This is a genomic window from Nonomuraea sp. NPDC005650, assembly GCF_040605375.1.
In the GTDB taxonomy this organism is placed as follows: domain Bacteria; phylum Actinomycetota; class Actinomycetes; order Streptosporangiales; family Streptosporangiaceae; genus Nonomuraea.
In genome coordinates this window covers 21512-38596 of sequence record NZ_JBEXCR010000003.1, presented here as the reverse complement: position 1 = coordinate 38596, position 17085 = coordinate 21512, and the positions used below count along the sequence as shown (strand labels likewise).

Genomic DNA, 17085 nt, shown 5'->3' with positions numbered 1-17085 from the left:
GGGGCTCAGTTGACCCAGTACAACTACCAGGACCAGTTCGAGCAGACCGTGCAGCCGTACCAGCAGCAAGGGGCCGAACAGCCCTACCAGCAGCCGCCGCAGCAGAGCGCGCAGCTGGCCGGGCAGTTCGCGCAGCGCTTCCAGCTGCTCGCCGGCAACATCGAGCGCATCATCCGGGGCAAGCACGAGGCGATCGAGCTGGCGCTGATCTGCCTGTTCTCGGAGGGGCACCTGCTCGTCGAGGACGTGCCCGGCACCGGCAAGACCACGCTGGCCAGGTCGCTGGCGGCCAGCGTGGACGCCGAGTGGCGGCGCATCCAGTTCACCCCTGACCTGCTGCCCAGCGACATCACCGGCGTGTCGATCTTCAATCAGGCGCACCAGAAGTTCGAGTTCCACCACGGTCCCGTCTTCGCGAACATCGTGCTCGCCGACGAGATCAACCGCGCCTCGCCGAAGACCCAGGCCGCGCTGCTGGAGGTCATGGAGGAGCGCCGGGTCACGGTGGACGCCGAGCCGCATCCGGTGCCCAGACCGTTCCTGGTGGTGGCCACGCAGAACCCGGTCGACATGGACGGCACGTATCCGCTGCCCGAGGCCCAGCTCGACCGCTTCCTGATGAAGATCTCCGTCGGCTACCCCGACCACGCCTCCGAGGTGGAGGTGCTCAAGGGCATGCCCACCGGGCCGCAGGTCGAGCGGCTGCCGGTGGTGGCGCGGTCGTCGGACGTGGCCGGGATGATCGACTTCGCCTCGCGGATCCACGTGGCCGACGCGGTGTACGACTACATCGTCGCGCTGTGCTCGGCCACCCGTACCAGCTCTCACCTGCGGCTCGGCGCCAGCCCCCGGGGCAGCCTGGCGTTGCTGCGCGCGGCCAGGGTCAAGGCGGCCGCGGCCGGCCGGCACTACGTCGTGCCGGAGGACGTCAAGGCGCTGGCCGCGCCCGTGCTGGCGCACCGGCTGATCCTGACGCCCGAGGCCGAGCTGCGCGAGGTCACCGCCGCGGCCGCGCTCGGCGAGATCCTCGCCGGGATGCCGGTGCCGCAGGCGGCGTAGGTGCGAACCCCGCAACCGGCTGCCCGGCAGCGGCTCACCGCGGTGCTGACCCCGCTGGGCTGGGGGACCCTCGCCGGGTCCCTCGCGCTGTACGCGGCGGGGTTCGCGCTCGGCTACCCCGAGCCCGTCGTGCTCGCCACCGGCGGCCTGCTCGCGCTGGCCGCCGCGCTCGCCTGGACCGCCCCCAGTCCCAGGCTGGAGGTGCGGCGCGAGGTCACGCCACTGAAGGTGCCGCGCGGCGACGCCGCCGTCGCCGTCCTGAACGTGACCAACCTCGGCCGCCGGGGCCTGTCCGGCCTGCGCGCCCAGGACCGGATCGGCGCCGCCGAGCACACCGTGGACCTGCCCAGGCTGCCGAAGGGGGCCGTGCGCGCGGTGTCGTACCCCCTGCCGACCGACGTCCGCGGCGAGATCCCCGTGGGGCCGCTGCTGCTCGTCCGGGCCGACCCGTTCGGGCTCACGCGCCGCGTCAGGTCGTACGGGTCGCCCGTCACCCTCCTGGTACGGCCCCGCACGGTCGCACTCGGCGTCCCCCCATCCGGCCGGGCCCACCACCTGGAAGGCCCCACCAGCGACAACGCCCCCAGCGGCACGGTCACCTTCCACACCCTGCGCGAGTACGTCGTCGGCGACGACCTGCGCCACGTCCACTGGCGGTCGAGCGCCCGCACTGGGACGCTCATGGTCCGCCAGCTCATCGACGCCAGCCTCCCCACGACCACCGTCGTCCTGGACACCCGCGACCTCACGGAGCTGGCCGTGGACGCCGCCGCCTCGGTCGCGCTCGCCGCCGCCACGGCGGGCTTCCCGGTACGCCTCGTCACCGGCGACGGCCCCGTACCGGACGCCAAGGACCCCGAGACGGTGCTGGACCGCCTGGCCCTGGTGCGGACGGGCACGGGCTCCGTCACCGAGCCGCTGCGCCTGGCGCGGGGCGGCGGCTCCCTGGTCCTGGTCACGCCGGACCCCGCGGAGGCGGGGCGCGTCGCGGGGGTGCGCCGCCGCTTCGACCGCGTCATCTGCGTGTACGTCGGCCCCGGCGCGGTCGCGGTCCCCGGGGTCGCGGTCCTGCCGATCGACTCCCTTGACCTGCTTCCCTTGGCGTGGGGCTCCCGATGACCCACCATGCCCCGGACCCCACCCTCGGCACGCCTCGCCCGGCCGGCCGGCACGGGCGCGCGCCGGCCGCTTCGGTCCCCGGCGAGACGACCACCGCTCGGGCGGCGTCGCCCCAGGGCGACGTGCTGGGCACGGCGGGGTCGGGCCATGGCGGCGTGATGGGCGCGGCGGGGGCGTCCCAAGGCGACGTGCCGGGTGGGGCGGGGCGAGGGCGGGCGCGGCGGGCGGCGGGGCGTGCTCCCGGGCAGGGCGGGTCCCGAACGGAGGGGCCGTTGTGGCGGCGGCTGGCCGGGCCGGCGCTGGTGGCGGCCCTCGCCGGGGTGGCCGGGTGGGGGTTCCATCGGGTGTTCCCCGGCACCGAGCTGCTGACCGCCGTGATCCCCGCGGCCACCGCCCCCGCCGTGGTCGCCGCGACCCTCGCCCGGCGCCCCCTCTGGCTGGCCCTGGTCCTGGACGTCGTCCTCTGGTTCGCGGGCACCGTCCTGCTCTACAAGGCCCCGGCCCCGGCGGTCTTCGCCGACGTGGCGAACGCGTGGCACGCCCTGCTCACCACCCTCCTCCCCGCCCAGCCCGAACCGCACCTGCTCGTCCTCGTCCACACCCTCGTCTGGGCGGCCGCCGTCGTCGGCGCCGAGACGCTGGCCCGCACCCGCACCAGGATCGCCGCCGCCCTCCCGGCCCTGCTCGTCTTCGGCGCCGCGCTCCTGCTGGGCGTGGACGGCGAGGGCTCGAACCTCCCCGTGGCGGGCGCGCTGTTCGTGCTGATCGCCGCGCTGGCCGTGCTGCGCGACGACCGTCCGCCGCTCTGGCTGCTGGGCGGGCTGCCGGTCGCCGCCGCGCTGGCCGCGCTGGCGCTGGTCGTGGGCCCGCTGCTGCCCATCGCCGCGCAGCCGTACAACCCGCGGCAGGACGCCGACCTGCCGCCGCCGCGCCGCGTCGACAGCGTCAGCCCGCTGGACCGCGTCTCGGCGTGGCTGCAGATCCCCGACAGGGAGCTGTTCACCGTCAAGGCCGACAAACCGCTCAACTGGCGGCTGGCCGTGCTCGACCGGTACGACGGCGTCCGATGGACGTCCGGAGCCCGGTTCCAGCCCACCGGCGGCCGGGTGCCCGAGACCGGGTGGACGGGGAAGGCGGACGTCGTCCACCAGAAGGTGACGTTCGACGGGCTGCCGGGCACCTGGTTGCCCGCGGCCGAGCGGCCCGAGCAGGTCAGCGGCGTGCGGGGGCTGGTGGTGGACCCCGACAGCGGGGCGCTGCTGGCCGGGGCCAAGCCCGCCAAGGGGTTCAGCTACGAGGTGACCTCGAAGGTCCCCCGGCCGTCCAAACAGGAGCTGCTCGACGCCACGCCCGTCGACGACCCGGGCCTGACCGCGTTCCCGGCCGGGCCGCAGCAGCGGCTGTTCCGCAGGCTCGCCCAGGAGGCCACCAAGGGCGCGACCTCGCCGATCACGCGGGCGTACCGGCTGCAGAAGTACCTGCGCACCAACGCCAGTTACGACGTCACCGCGCCCCCGGGGCACTCGCTCAAGGGGCTGGAGTTCTTCCTGCAGACCACGCACCGGGGGACGTCGGAGCAGTTCGCGACCACGTTCGCGCTCATGGCCAGGACGCTCGGGCTGCCGTCGCGGGTGGTGGTGGGGTTCAGGCCGGGCGAGAAGTCCGGTGGGATTTATCACGTCAAATCGGGTCACGTGATGGCGTGGGCGGAGATCAAGTTCGACCGGCTCGGCTGGCAGCCGTTCTATCCCACGCCGGGGCGCAGCGGCGCCAAGGACGACCATGACGTCGTGTCCTCGGCCATCGAGGAGAGCGAGGAGCTGGAGGGCGAGTTCACCCAGGGCGGCGGTGACCGGCCGAAGACGTCCCGGCCGCAGGCCACGAGGGACGGCGAGGAGCCGTCGGGCGGCCCGGCGATCTGGCTGATCGCGACGGTGGCGGGCGGGGCGCTGCTGGTGGCGTACGCCGGAGCGGTGGTGGCGGTGCCGTGGTGGCGCAGGCGGAACCGCCGCAATGCCGAAGGGCCCGAGCGGCGGGTGCTCGGCGCGTGGCGCCAAACCTGCGACGACCTGGGGCTGGGGGACCAGCCCGCCCTGACGGCCGAGGACGTCGTCGCCAGGCAGGCGGGCTCGGGGGATATTTCTGCTCACATCCAGCCGTTGGCCGAAATTTCGAACTTCGTCCGGTACGCCCCCGACGCCGTCACCGAGGACGCCGCCGCCGCGGCCTGGCGGCGCAGCGACGCCATCCGCAGGGCCGTACGCGCCAGAACCCCCCTCACCATCCGCCTCCGCAACCGCCTCCTCCTGAGATGACGACGAATATGAGAAGCGTGGAGTCCCAGCTCCTGCACCGCCCGCCGGGCCTGGCCGCGGGCGAGATCGTCCGGCGCCTGGCGGCGATGCAGGCCCAGGACGTCCCCTCCGCCATGCTCGCCCTCCGCGCCCGCTCCGCCACCCTCACCAGGCAGGACGTCGAGGCCGCGGTACGGTCCCGCGAGATCGTCAGAACCTGGGGCCCGCGCGGCACCCTCCACTTCGCGCACGCCGACGACCTCCCCTGGCTGCACGCCCTCACCCGCGGCGCCACGAACACCCTGCGCCGCCTCCACGAGGAGGGCGTCACCGGCGACGACCTGCTCGTGCTCATCACCACCGCGCTCGAAGGCCAGGGCCCGCTGACCAAGGCCGACCTGGAGGAGCGCCTGGCGGGCCGGGCCACCGGCCAGGGCGTCGTGCACCTGGTGGGGCTGGCCGCGCACCACGGCCTGGCGGTGCTGGGCCCGCTCCGCGCGGGCAAGCCCACGTACGTGCACGCCGCCGACTGGCTGGGCGCCCCCGTCACCCCCGAGCCGGACCGGGAGCGCGCGCTCAAGGAACTGGGCACCCGCTACCGCCGCGCCCACCACCCCGCCGAGCCCGAGGACCTGGCCGCCTGGTCGGGCCTGCCGCTCGGCGAGGCCCGCGCGGCCTGGCGCCTGAGCGCCGCCCAGCCGCCACCCGCCGCGGAGGAGCCCGTGGCGCGCCTCCTGCCCGCCTTCGACGAGTTCCTGATGGGCTGGCGCGGCCGCGACCCGATCCTGGCGCCCGAGCACACCAAGAAGGTGTTCCCGGGAGGCGGCGTCCTGCGGCCGGTCGTGCTGGTGGGCGGCGTGATCAGGGGCGTGTGGGGGCGGAAGGGCGCGAAGGCGGACGTCCAGCCGTTCGACGAGCTGCCGGACGGCCTGCTCGACGCCGAGATCGCCGACGTCCGCCGTTTTCTCGAATGAATCCGTGAAAGCAAACCGGTGCGTCGGGTGATAAGAGATGACCACTGATTCACCGGAAGGCTGCACATGACGGGGGAGACCATCGCGACGCGGGCACCGTGGGCTGCTCGCGCGCACGTCCACGGGGGGACGGGCAGCTCGCCGCCGAACGTTCTCGACGACGCCGACGGGTTCGCCGCGGTGTTCGACGCCCACTTCGGCGAGATCCACACCTACGTCGCCCAGCGCCTCGGCCCCGACCACGCCGAGGACGTCGTGGCCGAGACGTTCCTCACCGCGTTCCGCAAGCGGGCGCGGTACGACCCCGCCCGCGCGAACGTGCGCGCCTGGCTGTACGGCATCGCCACGAACCTCATCGGCAAGCACCGCCGCCTCGAAGCCCGCACCCTGCGCGCGCTCGGCCGCTGCGGCCCCGACCCCGAGTCCCCCGGGCACGAGGACTCGGTCGCGCGCCGCGTCAGCGCCCAGAGCCTGCGCCCCGAGCTGGCCGCCGCCCTGGCCGAGCTCGACCGCCGCGACCGCGACGTCCTGCTGCTCGTCGCGCTCGCCGGGCTGAGCCACGACGAGATCGCCACCGCGCTCGGCATCCCGTACGGCACCGTCGGCTCCCGCCTGAGCCGGGCCAGGAAGAAGCTGCGCGCCCTGCTCGGCGAGATCGAGGTGCCCGTCCATGGATGAGACGGAGCACATCAGAGAGCTGTACGGCCGGCCGCGTCCGGACCCGGACGCCCAGGCCAGGGTGTGGCGGCAGGTCGCGGCGGCCCGCAGGCGCAGGCGGCTGTCGTGGCTGGCGGTCCCCGCCGTGGCGATGGCCCTGGCGGCGGCGTTCGTGATCCACCAGCCGGCCGCCTCCGGACGGTCCGTGCTGCTGGCCGCGGCCACCACCGCCGCCTCCGGCCACGTTCCCGGCGGGACCTACTGGCGCATCAAGAAGGTCAGGGACGGGTCCCAGGTGATCGAGCTCTGGGCGGCCAGGGACGGCCGGGCGTGGACCTCGGTGCAGGGCCGGATCGCGCCGGTCACGGGGCGGTCGGCGTTCAGCATGGCGGGGCGCGACCTGACGTTCCAGCAGATCGAGAGCCTGCCCACGGACCCGGTCGCGCTCAGGGAGCGGGTGGCGGGGATGCTGCCGTCCAGGGGCCTGCTCGCCGACGCGCTCAGCGGCCTGCTGTGGACCAAGCCGTCCCCGCCCGCCGTGCGCGCCGCCGCGTACCGCGCGCTCGCCGACCTGCCCGAGGTCCGGTACCTGGGCGAGCGTGACCGCGGGGAGGCGTTCTCGTACGTGCTGCCCGACGGCACCCAGCGCACGCTCGTCATCGACCCGGCGACCTCGCAGGTGCTCTCCTGCACCGACGACGGCCGGTCCCCGCGCTCGGAGCGCGTGATCGAGGCGGGCTGGACCGACCGGGGTCCCCGCTAGAGCTTTCCGACGCCGGCGCGTGGGTTTCGCGCGCCCTGAAACAGGAGCCTCGACGTGTTCTGGCGTACGACCACGGGCAAGGCCATCTGCCTGAGCGACCAGTTTCCCTTGATCAAGGTGGAGGAGGTGATGCGCGGGCGGGTCGTGTTCGTCGGCCTGCCGCCGGTCGAGCTGGGCGCGGACGTCGACTGGACCGCGAACCCGCACGGCAACCGCTCCTGGGCGCTGAACCTGCACGCGCTGCGCTGGATGGGCCGGCTGGTCACCGAGTACGAGCGCTCAGGCGAGCCCGCCTACCTCGACCGCGCCAGAGCCCTGGCCGAGCACTGGATCCGCGAGAACCCGCGCCGCGGCCACGGGGTCAGCCCGTGGGCGTGGGCCGAGCACGCGGTCGCGTTACGGGCCCCGGCGCTCGTGTGCCTCAGCGAACACGTGCGGAGCCGGACGCTGTGGGACAGCCTCGCCGAGCACGGGGAGATCCTGGCGGACTCGGCGCTCTACCGCGCGGGCCACAACCATGGCCTGGACCAGGACATCGCGCTGCTCGTCGTCGGCTGCCGGCTCGGCCGGGCGCGCTGGCGCGACCTGGCCGTCCGCAGGATGACCGCCTCCGCCGAGCTGGTCATCGACGCCCAGGGGGTGCTGCAGGAGCAGGCGCCCCGCTACGGCCTGTACGTGCACCGGCGGCTCGGCGCGGCGCTGCGGGCGATCGAGGAGAGCGGCGCCGAACCGCCCCAGCGGCTGATCGCCCGGCGGACCGCCCTGGAAACGTACGTCGCGCACGCCACCCAGCCCGACGGCCGCCTGGCCCCGATCGGCGACAGCCCGGCCGACACCGGCGCCGCCGGGTTCCCGCACGAGGGCCCGGTGGTGCGGGTGTTCGACGGCGGGTACGTCTTCGGCAGGACCGCCTGGGACGACCCGCGAGCCGCGTTCTACTCGATCAGGTTCGGGCCCGGCCGGCGGTTGCACGGGCACGAGGACCACCTCGGCGTCACCTACAGCGCCCAGGGCCGCCGGATCCTCGTCGAGGCCGGGTTCCACTCCTACGAGCGGACCGGGTACGTGGAGTGGACGCGCTCGCCCGAGGCGCACAACGTGCCCGTCGTGACCGGGCCCTTCCGCCCCGGGACCGCGACGCGGCTGGTCGGGTCGTCCGTCGAGCCGTCCCGCCAGTCCTTCGAGCTGGCCGACGACGCGTACGGGGCCGCCAGGACCCGGCACGTGCTCGTCGACCACGGGCCCGACCTGCTGGCCGTGCACGACTCGGTCGCCGGCGGGACCCTGCGCAGCCTGTGGCACTTCGACCCGTCGCTGAAGGTGGTCTTCCAGGGCGAGGGCCGGGTGGTGCTCGGGGACGGGGACTGGCGGGTGACGTTGCTGCAGTTCCCGGGGGAGGGGCAGGGGGTGCGCCCCGGGCTGGTCTCGACCGGTTACCTGCGGACCGCCGAGGTGGCGACCGTGGTGTCCCCCGAGGCCGCGGCCGTGCTGACCGTGATCGTGCCGGGCACGGACGACCCGCGCGTCACGGCCTCCGGCGACACCCTGACCATCCACGCCCCGGACGGCCCCGTCACGCTTCACCCCCCGTACAGCCAGTCGACGTAGGCGTGGCCGGACATATCCCTCGTCCGGAACAGCTCGTTGCGCAGCACCCTGGCCACGCCGTCCACGTGCCAGATGTCGCCCCACAACCGCGCCGTCGTCTGCACGCGCGCCGTCCGCGGCGCGCGGATCTGCTGGTACGCGGCCAGCGCCCGGTCCCAGTCGCCGGCCGCCGACTGCTCGGCCAGCTCGTGGGCGTCCTCGATGGCCTGGCAGGCGCCCTGGGCCAGGTACTGGAGCATGGGATGGGCGGCGTCCCCCAGGAGCGCGAGCCTGCCCCGCACCCAGGTGCCGATGGGCGGGCGGTCGAGCATGGGCCAGTGGCGATCGCGCCACAGGTACGGCAGGCCCTTGCCGATCGCGTCGCAGCAGCCGTCGAAGGCCGCCTCCAGGTCGCCGGGGCCGCGGAAGACGGCCACCTGGTTGAGCAGCTCGCCGCCGCGCAGCGCGTACTGGACGAAGTGGCACTCGGGGCCCAGGTACGCGACCACGTCCGAGAGGTCGAAGCCCTCCGGAAGCTGACACGTACCTCTATAGGCGACAAATCCGGAATCGTGGGGTTGGTCGGTGACGAGCTGCGCCCGCAGGACCGACTGCAGGCCGTCCGCCGCGACCACCACGCCGCCCCGGTGCTCAGAGCCGTCCGTGCAGTACGCCGTCGCGCGATCGGCGTCCACCCGCTCGACGTGCCGGCCGTTCAGCAGCTCCACGCCCGCGTCCGCGCAGGCCCGGAGGAGGACGGCGTGCAGGTCGCCGCGGTGCGCCACCACGTACGGAGCGCCGTAGCGGCGCCTGAACCCCTCGCCCAGGTCGAGGTGGGTGAGCTCCTCGCCGGTCAGGGCGTCCCTGAAGACCAGGCGCCGGGGGAGCACGCCCCGCTCGATCACCTGGTCCAGCAGGCCCCAGCGATGGAGCACGCGGGTGGCGTTGGGGGCGAGCTGCAACCCGGCGCCCACCTCGCCGAACTCGGCCGACCGCTCCAGCACCCGGACCGTCCGCCCGGCCCTCGCCTGCGCGAAGGCGGCCGCCAGCCCGCCGATGCCGCCTCCGACGACGACCACCTCGGCCACGGACGCTCCTTTCCGGCGATCGCCCCGCCCGCCTCAGAGCCAGCGGCCGATGGCGGGGGCGGCGGGGTCGGGGGCGGGGCCGCGGCCGGTGATCCAGGCAGCCAGCTCGGCGGCCGTCCCCCGCACCTCCGGCAGGCCGTCCACCTCGGGCCGCCCGCCCACCGGGGAGCGGTCGGTGGGGCGCAGGACCGGCGCCGGCTCCTGGCCGCGCCGTGCCCACAGCGTCGTCACGTCCGCGATCAGCGCGTCCACCAGCTCGCCCGGCAGGTCCTCGAACCGCCCGCCCAGGTCCACGCCGTGCACCCACACCTCGCGCGTCCGCAGCCACACCACCTCGGACGCGGGCACGAGCCGCCCCTGGGCGGTCCGCACCAGCGCGTCCCACCGGGCCCCGGACAGCTCGCCCAGGGCCTTGCGCAGCTCCTCGGACGTCTCCCGCGCCAGGCTCTCCAGCGTGGCGCCGTCCAGCCGGGCGGCCAGGTCCTCGATCTCGGCGTCACGGGCCTCGGCCGAGGCGTACATCGGACGCTCCTCGCCCGTACGCGCCCAGTGCGCCAGCCGGCCCAGAGCGCGGGCGTTCGCGGCGACGTGCGCCACCACGTGCCGCCCCGTCCACCCGGGCAGCCGGCTCGGCCGTTCGAGGTCGGCGCCGCGTACCCGTGCCTCGAAGTACGCGGTGCCGGCGTCCATCCAGCCCAGGTCAGGAAGCACGGCGGGCCACGTTCACCAGCTCGCCGAGGCCCGCGATGCGGGTGACGACCTTGCTCCCGTCGGCGAGGTACCGGGGAGGCTTGCGGGCGTGCCCGACGCCTCCGGGCGTGCCGGTGGCGATGACGTCCCCGGGCCGCAGCGTGATGATCTCCGACACGTACGAGATCAGCTCGGCCGGGCCGAAGACCAGGTCGGCCGTGTCCGTCTCCTGCACCACCTCGCCGTCCACCTCGCACTGCATGGTCATCGTCACGCCTTCGAGCTCGTCGGGCGTGACGAGGTACGGGCCGAACGGCGTGCTCGACTCGAAGGTCTTGCCCTGGAGCCACTGCAGCGTGCGGGTCTGGTAGTCGCGCGCCGTCACGTCGTTGAGCACGGAGTAGCCGGCGATGGAGGCCGTGGCCTGCTCGGGGGACACGTTCCTGGCCGCCGTGCCGATGACCACCGCCAGCTCGGCCTCCCAGTCGATGGACTGGGAGACGGCGGGCAGCGCGATGTCGTCGTACGGCCCGATCAGCGCCTCGGTGAACTTGGCGAACAGCGTCGGATACTGCGGCAGCTCCCGCCCCATCTCCAGGATGTGGTTGCGGTAGTTGAGCCCCACGCAGATGATCTTCCCCGGCCTGGGCACGACGGGGGCGAGGTCGGCCGTGGACAGCGGGTGGCGGGGCCCGTCGGCGGCGGCCGCCAGCTCCCGCCAGCCCGGGTCGGCCAGCAGCGCCCCGACGTCGGGCGCGTCTACCTCCACGGCCTGGTCGCCGTCGATCCTGGCGGCGGTCGTACGGCCCGGCAGCCGCAGCGTCGCGAGCTTCACGAGCTCTCCTCCCGAAGCCGGTGCAGATCCCTCACGCGTACTCCTCCCGATATTGGTGCAGCCCCTCGAAGACGGGCGTGTCGGCGAAACGGAACAGGTCGAAACGGGTCTCGGCGCGGAACGACCACGCGCACCACGACGGCACCACGACGAGGTCGCCGCGCGAAAGCCGCCGCTCCTCGCCGTCGAGGGTCACGAACCCCTCACCGTCGAACACCTGGTACACCGACGAGCCGACCTCCCGCCGCGCGGCCGTCGCGGTCCCCTCCCGCAGCCGGTGGAACTCGGCCCTGATCGTGGGCATGACGTCGCCGCCGGTGGTGGGGTTGGTGTAGCGGACGGCGGCGTGGCCGGGCTCGACGACCCCGGGATGGCCCTCGTCCTCCAGCGCGAGCTGCTCGTCCAGCGCCCGGTCGGTGTGCTCCCACCGGTAGGCGGCGATCGGTGAGCTGGGCGTGGCCTGGAGCGCCGAGACGGGACGCAGCCCCGGGTGCGCCCACAGCCGCTCCGAACGCGATGCGCTCGGCGTCGTCACGTCGGTGACCTGGTCGGGGCCGAACTCGAAGAACGAGGTGTCGGTGTAGTGCACGAACGGGATGTCCAGCCCGTCGATCCAGGCCATGGGCGCGTCGGTGGTGTTGTGGTGCCCGTGGAAGTGCCAGCCGGGCGTCAGCAGGAAGTCGCCGCGCCGCATGGCGACCGGGTCGCCGTTCACGACGGTCCAGACGCCCTCGCCCTCGACGACGAAGCGGAAGGCGTTCTGGGTGTGGCGGTGCTCGGGGGCGACCTCGCGCGGGCCCAGGTACTGGATGGCCGCCCAGAGGGTCGGCGTCGCGTACGGCAGCCCGCCCAGACCGGGGTTGGCCAGCGCGATCGCCCGCCGCTCCCCGCCCCGCCCGACGGGCACCAGCTCGCCGGCCCGCTCGGCCAGCGGGTAGAGCGTCTTCCACTCCCACACGCGCGGCCGGGCCTTCGGTTTCGGATGCTCCGGCATCAGGTCGCCGACCTGCGTCCACAACGGGATCAGGTCTTCCGCCGCGAAGTCGGCGTAGAGCCTCTCCTCTGGATTCATGGAGCCCACGCTAGGAGGTGATTCTGCATACGGCACTAGCATTCTGCTATGAAGAACAGGCCCGCGTACGCCCTGGGCTCCGTCGACAACGTGCTGCTGCTCCTGCACATGCTGCGCGACCAGGGCCGCCTCAAGGTCGCCGACGTCGCCAGGGAGCTGGGCATCGCCCGTTCCACCGCCCACCGCCTGCTGGCCATGCTCGTCTACCGCGACTTCGCCGTACAGGACGAGCAGCACACGTACCTGCCGGGGCCGTTCCTCACCTCGACGCAGGCCGGCGCGGGCGGGGCGGTCCTGCGCGAGTTGCGCGCCCGGGTCCGGCCCACGATGGAGGCCCTGTGCGCGCGGGCCGCGGAGACCGTGAACCTCATGATCCGGGTCGGCACGGAGGTGCGCTTCCTGGACAGCGTGGAGTCGTCGCAGATCCTCCACGTCGGCGACCGCCGCGGCACGATCCTGCCCGCCCGCCGGGCCTCCGGCGGCAAGGTCCTGCTCGCCACCCTGCCCCACGACCAGCTCCGCGACCTCTACCCCGACCTTCCCGACCACGAGCGCGCGACCCTGGCCCGCGAGCTCGACGACGTCAGGGCGCGCGGGTACGCGCTCAACGTCGACGGCACGGAGCGCGGCGTCTCCGCCATCGGGGCCACCCTGCGCAACGGGAACGGCGCCGCCCTGGCCGCCCTGTCGATCTCGGCGCCCTCGGCCCGCTTCGGGCCCGACCGGGTGGGGTTCTTCGCGGCCCGGCTGAAGGCCGCGGTGAGGGAGGCCGAACAGGTTCTGATCGACTTCCCGGACGCTTGACTCTTGTAACCCCATTGGGGTTATCGTAGGGGTATGCCAAAGATAAACGTCTATCTGCCGGACGAACTCGCCGAAGCGGTCAAGCAGGCCGGGGTGCCGGTGTCGGCGGTGTGCCAGCGGGCACTGGAGCAGGCGGTGCGCCGGGTGACCGCCATCAGGGAGGCGGCCCTGAGCGACCTCGACCAAGAGGAGCCGACCGGGGCGCTGAGGCACCTGACGCCCACCACCCGCACCGTGCTCAAGATGGCCCGCGACCAGGCCCGGGCGGACGGGGCCGCGGCGGTCGGGACCGAGCACCTGCTGGGCGCCATGCTGAGTGAGGGGAGCAACCTCGGGCTGCATGTCCTGCGGGCCATGGACATCGACCCCGAGCAGGTCAAGCGCGATCTCGCCCGCCACACGCCCGCCTCTGGCGAGGCGGGCGCGCCGGAGCCGGGCCACTTCAGCGGGGTGGCGGCCAACGCGCTGGAGTTCGCCGTCACGGAGGCGACCTCGCTCGGGCACAACTACGTCGGCTGCGAGCACCTCCTGCTCGGCCTGGTCGCCGAGCCCGACGGGACCGCCGGCCAGGTCCTGCGCGGGGTGGGCGCCGAGCCCAGGCTCACCAGGCGCGCCGTGGTGGCGGCCCTGGCCGGGTACGTCCACCTGCGGGCGCAGACGCAGAGCGGCGAGGCCGCCCAGGGTGGGCAGAACCGGCCCGCAGCCGTCCAGGCGATGTTGTCCGCCGCCATCCGCCAGGAGCTCCAGCCACTCGTCCAGCGGCTGGAGCGGCTGGAGGCGCAGGCGGGCCTGGACGCCTGAGGATCCTCAGGTGGCCGCCGCCGTCCGTGTCACCCTTGTGGCCCTGATCGTGGTCGGGATCGTGATCGGGGCCACGTGGTGACGCTCAGAGCCAGTCGCGGCGTTTGAAGACGAGGTAGAGCGTCAGACAGACGGCCGCCATCAGCACGATCGCGAACGGGTAGCCCAATATCCAGTGCGTTTCGGGCATGAAGTCGAAATTCATCCCGTAAATGGTCCCCACCAGCGTCGGCGCGAACAGGATGGCGGCCCAGGCGGAGATCTTCTTGACCTCCTCGCCCTGCCGGATGCTCGCCTCCGTCATCCTGGCCATCTCGGCGTTCTGCGCCTGCGTCACCAGCGTCGAGTTGACGAGCATGATGTCCTGCAGCATCTGCCGGAACGCCGAGATCCGCTCCGCCACCGTGATCGCGTGGTCGGCCACGTCACGCAGGTAGCTCTGCAACTCGTCGTTCATCCCGTGCTTGGAGGCCCCCGCGATGAACGCGTGGAGCATGCCCACCAGCGGCGCCGTGGCCCGCTGGAACTCGATCACCTCGCCGGACAGCTCGTAGACCCGCCGGGAGACCGAGGGGTCGCCGCCGAAGACCTGGGCCTCGATCTCCTCGATGTCCTTCTGCAGCCCGGCCACCACCGGCGCGTAGCCGTCGACCACCGCGTCGAGGATGGCGTAGAGGACCGCCTGCGGGCCCTGCTGCAACAGCTCGGGCTCGGACTCCATGCGCTTGCGGACGGCCTGCAGGTCGGGGGCCTCGGCGTGGCGTACGGTGATCACGAAGTTGGGGCCGACGAAGACGTGCACCTCCCCGAACGCGACCTCCTCCACGTCGTCGAGGTAGCGCGCGGCCCGCAGCACCACGAACAGCGTGTCGCCGTAGCGGTCGGCCTTGGGCCGCTGGGAGCCGACGATCGCGTCCTCCAGCGCCAGCTCGTGCAGCTCGAACTCCTCGCCGAGCTTGACCAGCTCCCACTCCTCCGGCCGGTAGAGGCCGATCCAGGCCATGCTGTCCGGCATCTCCTTGAGCCGCTCGAAGGCGTCGGCGAGGGAGCCGGGGGTGGCGACGCGCTCGCCGTTGAGGTAGACGGCCTTGTCGATGACGGTCGGCCGGGCGGGCCGCTCCTCCGTGGCGCGCGGGTCCATCGAGTGCTCGGGCGCCTCCTCGTGGACGTCGGCGCTGCGCCTGAACCCCTTCACCCTGGCCATGTCACCCCCTGGAATTACGAGAGCTCGTCGAGTCGTCGCACGGCGCGGTCTCTGATGGTCTTGCGCCACATCGGCGTCCAGCCGAACACCGGCCCGTGCGGCCTGCCCAGCGCCATCTTCGACCAGCGCTTGAAGTCGAATTCGTCGTGGTGGCGGACGATCAGGCCGCCCTCGAACCTGAACAGCGCGTCGATCTCGTTGACGACCCGGCGCCCCGTCCCGGAGAAGGTGTAGCGGGCCGTCCAGTGCGCGGTGCCGGTGAAGTCGTCGGCCGTCACGTCGCGGTAGGCGGACTCCAGGCCGTCGCGCACGCCGAGCTGCAGCCGCCACATGCTCATCACGCGGTCACGCCCCCGGAGCTCCTGGAAGATCGGATCGCCGAAGCTGACCTCGGGGTGATAGCAGCGCTCCATGGCCGCGAGGTCCGCACGCCCCAGAGCGTCGTAGAAAGCGCCGATGAGCGCCACGTGCCGATCGTTCACCCCTCTATCAGATCATGGCCGCGCCGTTGTCCCAGCACACTGCCCGCAACCAGGAATCGCCCAGGTCAAGCCGGGCGAGCGCGTCGAGCTGATGAGCGTAGGGGTACGGAATCGTCGGGAAGTCACTACCGAGCACAACCTTGCCTGAAATGCCCAGATCAAGCAATGCCGGGCGCAGCCGCCCGGGGAACGGCATGCCCAGCTCGCTGAAGTCGGTGAACGCCATCGTGGTGTCCAGCGCGACCCGCTCGTAGCGGGCGGCCAGCTCGAAGAACGGGTCGTACTCCGGCATCCCCAGATGCGCGATCACCACCCGCAGCCGCGGATGCCTGCGCAGCACCTCGCCGATCGGCCCGGGGCCGACGTGCCCGCCCGGCACCGGCACCGAGCTGGCGTGCGTCACCACCGGCACCCCCGCGTCCGCCAGCAGCCCCCAGACCTCGTCCAGTTCGCCTGCCCGCGGATCGAACCCGCCGACCTGCAGATGCACCTTGAAGATCCTGGCCCCGCCGTCCAGCGCCCGGCGCACGTACTCCACGACCCCAGGCTCGGGGTAGAAGGTCGCCGAAGGGATGCATTCAGGTGTACGGCGGGCGAACTCCAGCGTCCAGGCGTTGAGATCGAGCGCCATGCCCGGCTTGTGCGCGTAGGCGAGGGCGGGGAAGGCGCGCACGCCCATGGCCCGCAGCCGCGCGACCCGCTCCGCCGCCGGCCACTCGTACTCGATCTTCCAGCCGTCGCCCATCAGCGGGCCGCCGTGCCTGAAGTGGTGCCACACCCGGCGCTCCATCCGCTCCGGCAGGAAGTGGACGTGCAGGTCGATGAGGCCGGGCAGACCCAGCCCGCGCCACCAGTCCGGAACCTGGGCGTCAGAATGTTGTTCTGTGGCCACGAACGAGACTCTACCTGGATAGGGTTTCTCCTCGATGGAACAGCTCTGGGCCCACCTGATCAAGGTTCAGCCTGACCCCGACCCCTGGGTCGTTGGGGTCTCGGCTCTCGCCGCGTTCGTGCTCGTCGGTTTCCGCATGCCCTGGCAGGTGACCAGAGGCCTGATCACGATCGCCCACGAGGGCGGCCACGCGCTGATGGCGCTGGTCACCCGGCGCAAACTCGAAGGCATCCGCCTCCACTCCGACACCTCCGGCGTGACGCTGACCAGAGGCCGGCCCACCGGGCCCGGCATGGTCCTGACCGCGCTCGCCGGATATTTGGCGCCCTCGCTGCTGGGGCTGGCCGCCGCCTGGCTGACCGAGATGGGGCACATCACGCTGCTGATCTGGAGCGTGCTGCTGTTCCTGGTCTGCATGCTGCTGCTGATCCGCAACCTGTACGGCGCGCTGATCCTGCTCGTCACCGGCGGCGCCGTGTTCGCCCTGATCATGTACGCCCCCGCCGCGGCCCAGCAGGTCGTCGCCCTGGTCGCGGTCTGGTTCCTGCTGTTCGGCGGGATCAGGCCGATCATCGAGCTGCAGCGCAAGCGGCGCAGGCGGCAGGCGCGAGACTCCGACGCCGACCAGCTGGCCCGGCTGACGGTCCTGCCCGGCGGGTTCTACGTGTTCTTCTTCCTGCTGGTCTCGGTCGTGTCCGCGGCCTTCGGCGCGTACCTCATGAATCCGCTCTAACCCCCAAAATACTCACTAAACTCGCCTGCAA

The 17085-nt window shown here is 73.1% G+C and carries 16 protein-coding genes and 1 pseudogene; 10 read left to right on the top strand and 7 right to left on the bottom strand.

The features are described from left to right. Positions 1 to 9: 9 nt before the first annotated feature. The 7 genes from ABZS69_RS05680 (at position 10) to ABZS69_RS05650 (ending at position 8474) form a co-directional block, all read left to right on the top strand. Positions 10 to 1059: a MoxR family ATPase gene (locus ABZS69_RS05680; RefSeq protein WP_355367037.1), complete on the top strand. Its 1050-nt coding sequence runs from the start codon at positions 10 to 12 to the stop codon at positions 1057 to 1059. After that, complete coding sequence (locus ABZS69_RS05675; RefSeq protein ID WP_355367034.1) at positions 1060 to 2178, top strand: DUF58 domain-containing protein; 1119 nt, start codon at positions 1060 to 1062, stop codon at positions 2176 to 2178. Next, a complete protein-coding gene (locus ABZS69_RS05670) occupies positions 2175 to 4493 on the top strand; it encodes a DUF3488 and transglutaminase-like domain-containing protein (RefSeq protein WP_355367031.1) in 2319 nt (772 codons plus the stop codon). Before ABZS69_RS05675 ends, ABZS69_RS05670 begins: the two co-directional genes overlap by 4 nt. 17 nt (positions 4494 to 4510) lie before the next feature. Continuing rightward, the gene (locus ABZS69_RS05665; protein WP_355367028.1) at positions 4511 to 5446 is read left to right on the top strand and encodes a winged helix DNA-binding domain-containing protein; all 936 of its coding nucleotides are present in this window, start codon (positions 4511 to 4513) and stop codon (positions 5444 to 5446) included. Positions 5447 to 5512: 66 nt separating this feature from the next. Further along, entirely contained in the window at positions 5513 to 6124 is a 612-nt protein-coding gene (locus ABZS69_RS05660; protein WP_355367025.1) for an RNA polymerase sigma factor, read from the top strand. Then, a complete protein-coding gene (locus tag ABZS69_RS05655; RefSeq protein WP_355367022.1) occupies positions 6117 to 6866 on the top strand; it encodes a hypothetical protein in 750 nt (249 codons plus the stop codon). Before ABZS69_RS05660 ends, ABZS69_RS05655 begins: the two co-directional genes overlap by 8 nt. 54 nt (positions 6867 to 6920) lie before the next feature. After that, positions 6921 to 8474 (top strand): heparinase II/III family protein, encoded by a 1554-nt coding sequence (locus ABZS69_RS05650; RefSeq protein WP_355367019.1) that lies wholly within the window; start codon positions 6921 to 6923, stop codon positions 8472 to 8474. On the opposite strand, the gene ABZS69_RS05645 is transcribed toward ABZS69_RS05650, so the two are convergent. From ABZS69_RS05645 to ABZS69_RS05630, 4 genes and pseudogenes are all read right to left on the bottom strand, one after another. Next, positions 8447 to 9541 (bottom strand): FAD-dependent monooxygenase, encoded by a 1095-nt coding sequence (locus ABZS69_RS05645; RefSeq protein ID WP_355367016.1) that lies wholly within the window; start codon positions 9539 to 9541, stop codon positions 8447 to 8449. The two genes, ABZS69_RS05650 and ABZS69_RS05645, sit on opposite strands and share 28 nt — an antisense overlap. 33 nt (positions 9542 to 9574) lie before the next feature. Next, the gene (locus ABZS69_RS05640; RefSeq protein ID WP_355367013.1) at positions 9575 to 10252 is read right to left on the bottom strand and encodes a maleylpyruvate isomerase family mycothiol-dependent enzyme; all 678 of its coding nucleotides are present in this window, start codon (positions 10250 to 10252) and stop codon (positions 9575 to 9577) included. Further along, positions 10242 to 11066 carry a fumarylacetoacetate hydrolase family protein gene (locus ABZS69_RS05635; protein ID WP_355367010.1) on the bottom strand — a complete coding sequence of 275 codons (825 nt, stop codon included), beginning with the start codon at positions 11064 to 11066 and terminating at the stop codon, positions 10242 to 10244. Before ABZS69_RS05635 ends, ABZS69_RS05640 begins: the two co-directional genes overlap by 11 nt. Positions 11067 to 11097: 31 nt before the next feature. Beyond that, positions 11098 to 12099, bottom strand: a pseudogene (locus tag ABZS69_RS05630) (cupin domain-containing protein); the annotation flags it as partial. 87 nt (positions 12100 to 12186) lie between these two features. On the opposite strand from ABZS69_RS05630, the gene ABZS69_RS05625 reads away from it, so the two are divergent. Continuing rightward, on the top strand, positions 12187 to 12942 hold the full coding sequence (locus ABZS69_RS05625; RefSeq protein ID WP_355367007.1) for an IclR family transcriptional regulator: 756 nt from the start codon (positions 12187 to 12189) through the stop codon (positions 12940 to 12942). A 33-nt stretch (positions 12943 to 12975) separates the two neighbouring features. Next, entirely contained in the window at positions 12976 to 13743 is a 768-nt protein-coding gene (locus tag ABZS69_RS05620; RefSeq protein ID WP_355367004.1) for a Clp protease N-terminal domain-containing protein, read from the top strand. 85 nt (positions 13744 to 13828) lie between these two features. Here the strand turns inward: ABZS69_RS05620 and corA are convergent, their stop codons facing one another. Genes corA through ABZS69_RS05605 form a run of 3 tightly spaced genes read right to left on the bottom strand, consistent with a single transcriptional unit; the run spans position 13829 to position 16321 of the window. After that, complete coding sequence (corA, locus tag ABZS69_RS05615) at positions 13829 to 14947, bottom strand: magnesium/cobalt transporter CorA (protein ID WP_355367001.1); 1119 nt, start codon at positions 14945 to 14947, stop codon at positions 13829 to 13831. A 14-nt stretch (positions 14948 to 14961) separates the two neighbouring features. Continuing rightward, complete coding sequence (locus ABZS69_RS05610) at positions 14962 to 15429, bottom strand: nuclear transport factor 2 family protein (protein WP_355366998.1); 468 nt, start codon at positions 15427 to 15429, stop codon at positions 14962 to 14964. A gap of 7 nt (positions 15430 to 15436) precedes the next feature. After that, positions 15437 to 16321, bottom strand: coding sequence for an amidohydrolase family protein (locus ABZS69_RS05605; RefSeq protein ID WP_355366995.1), 885 nt, complete (start codon positions 16319 to 16321; stop codon positions 15437 to 15439). A 34-nt stretch (positions 16322 to 16355) separates the two neighbouring features. Between ABZS69_RS05605 and ABZS69_RS05600 the strand changes: the two genes are divergently transcribed. Next, a complete protein-coding gene (locus ABZS69_RS05600) occupies positions 16356 to 17054 on the top strand; it encodes a M50 family metallopeptidase (RefSeq protein WP_355366992.1) in 699 nt (232 codons plus the stop codon). Positions 17055 to 17085 lie beyond the last annotated feature (31 nt).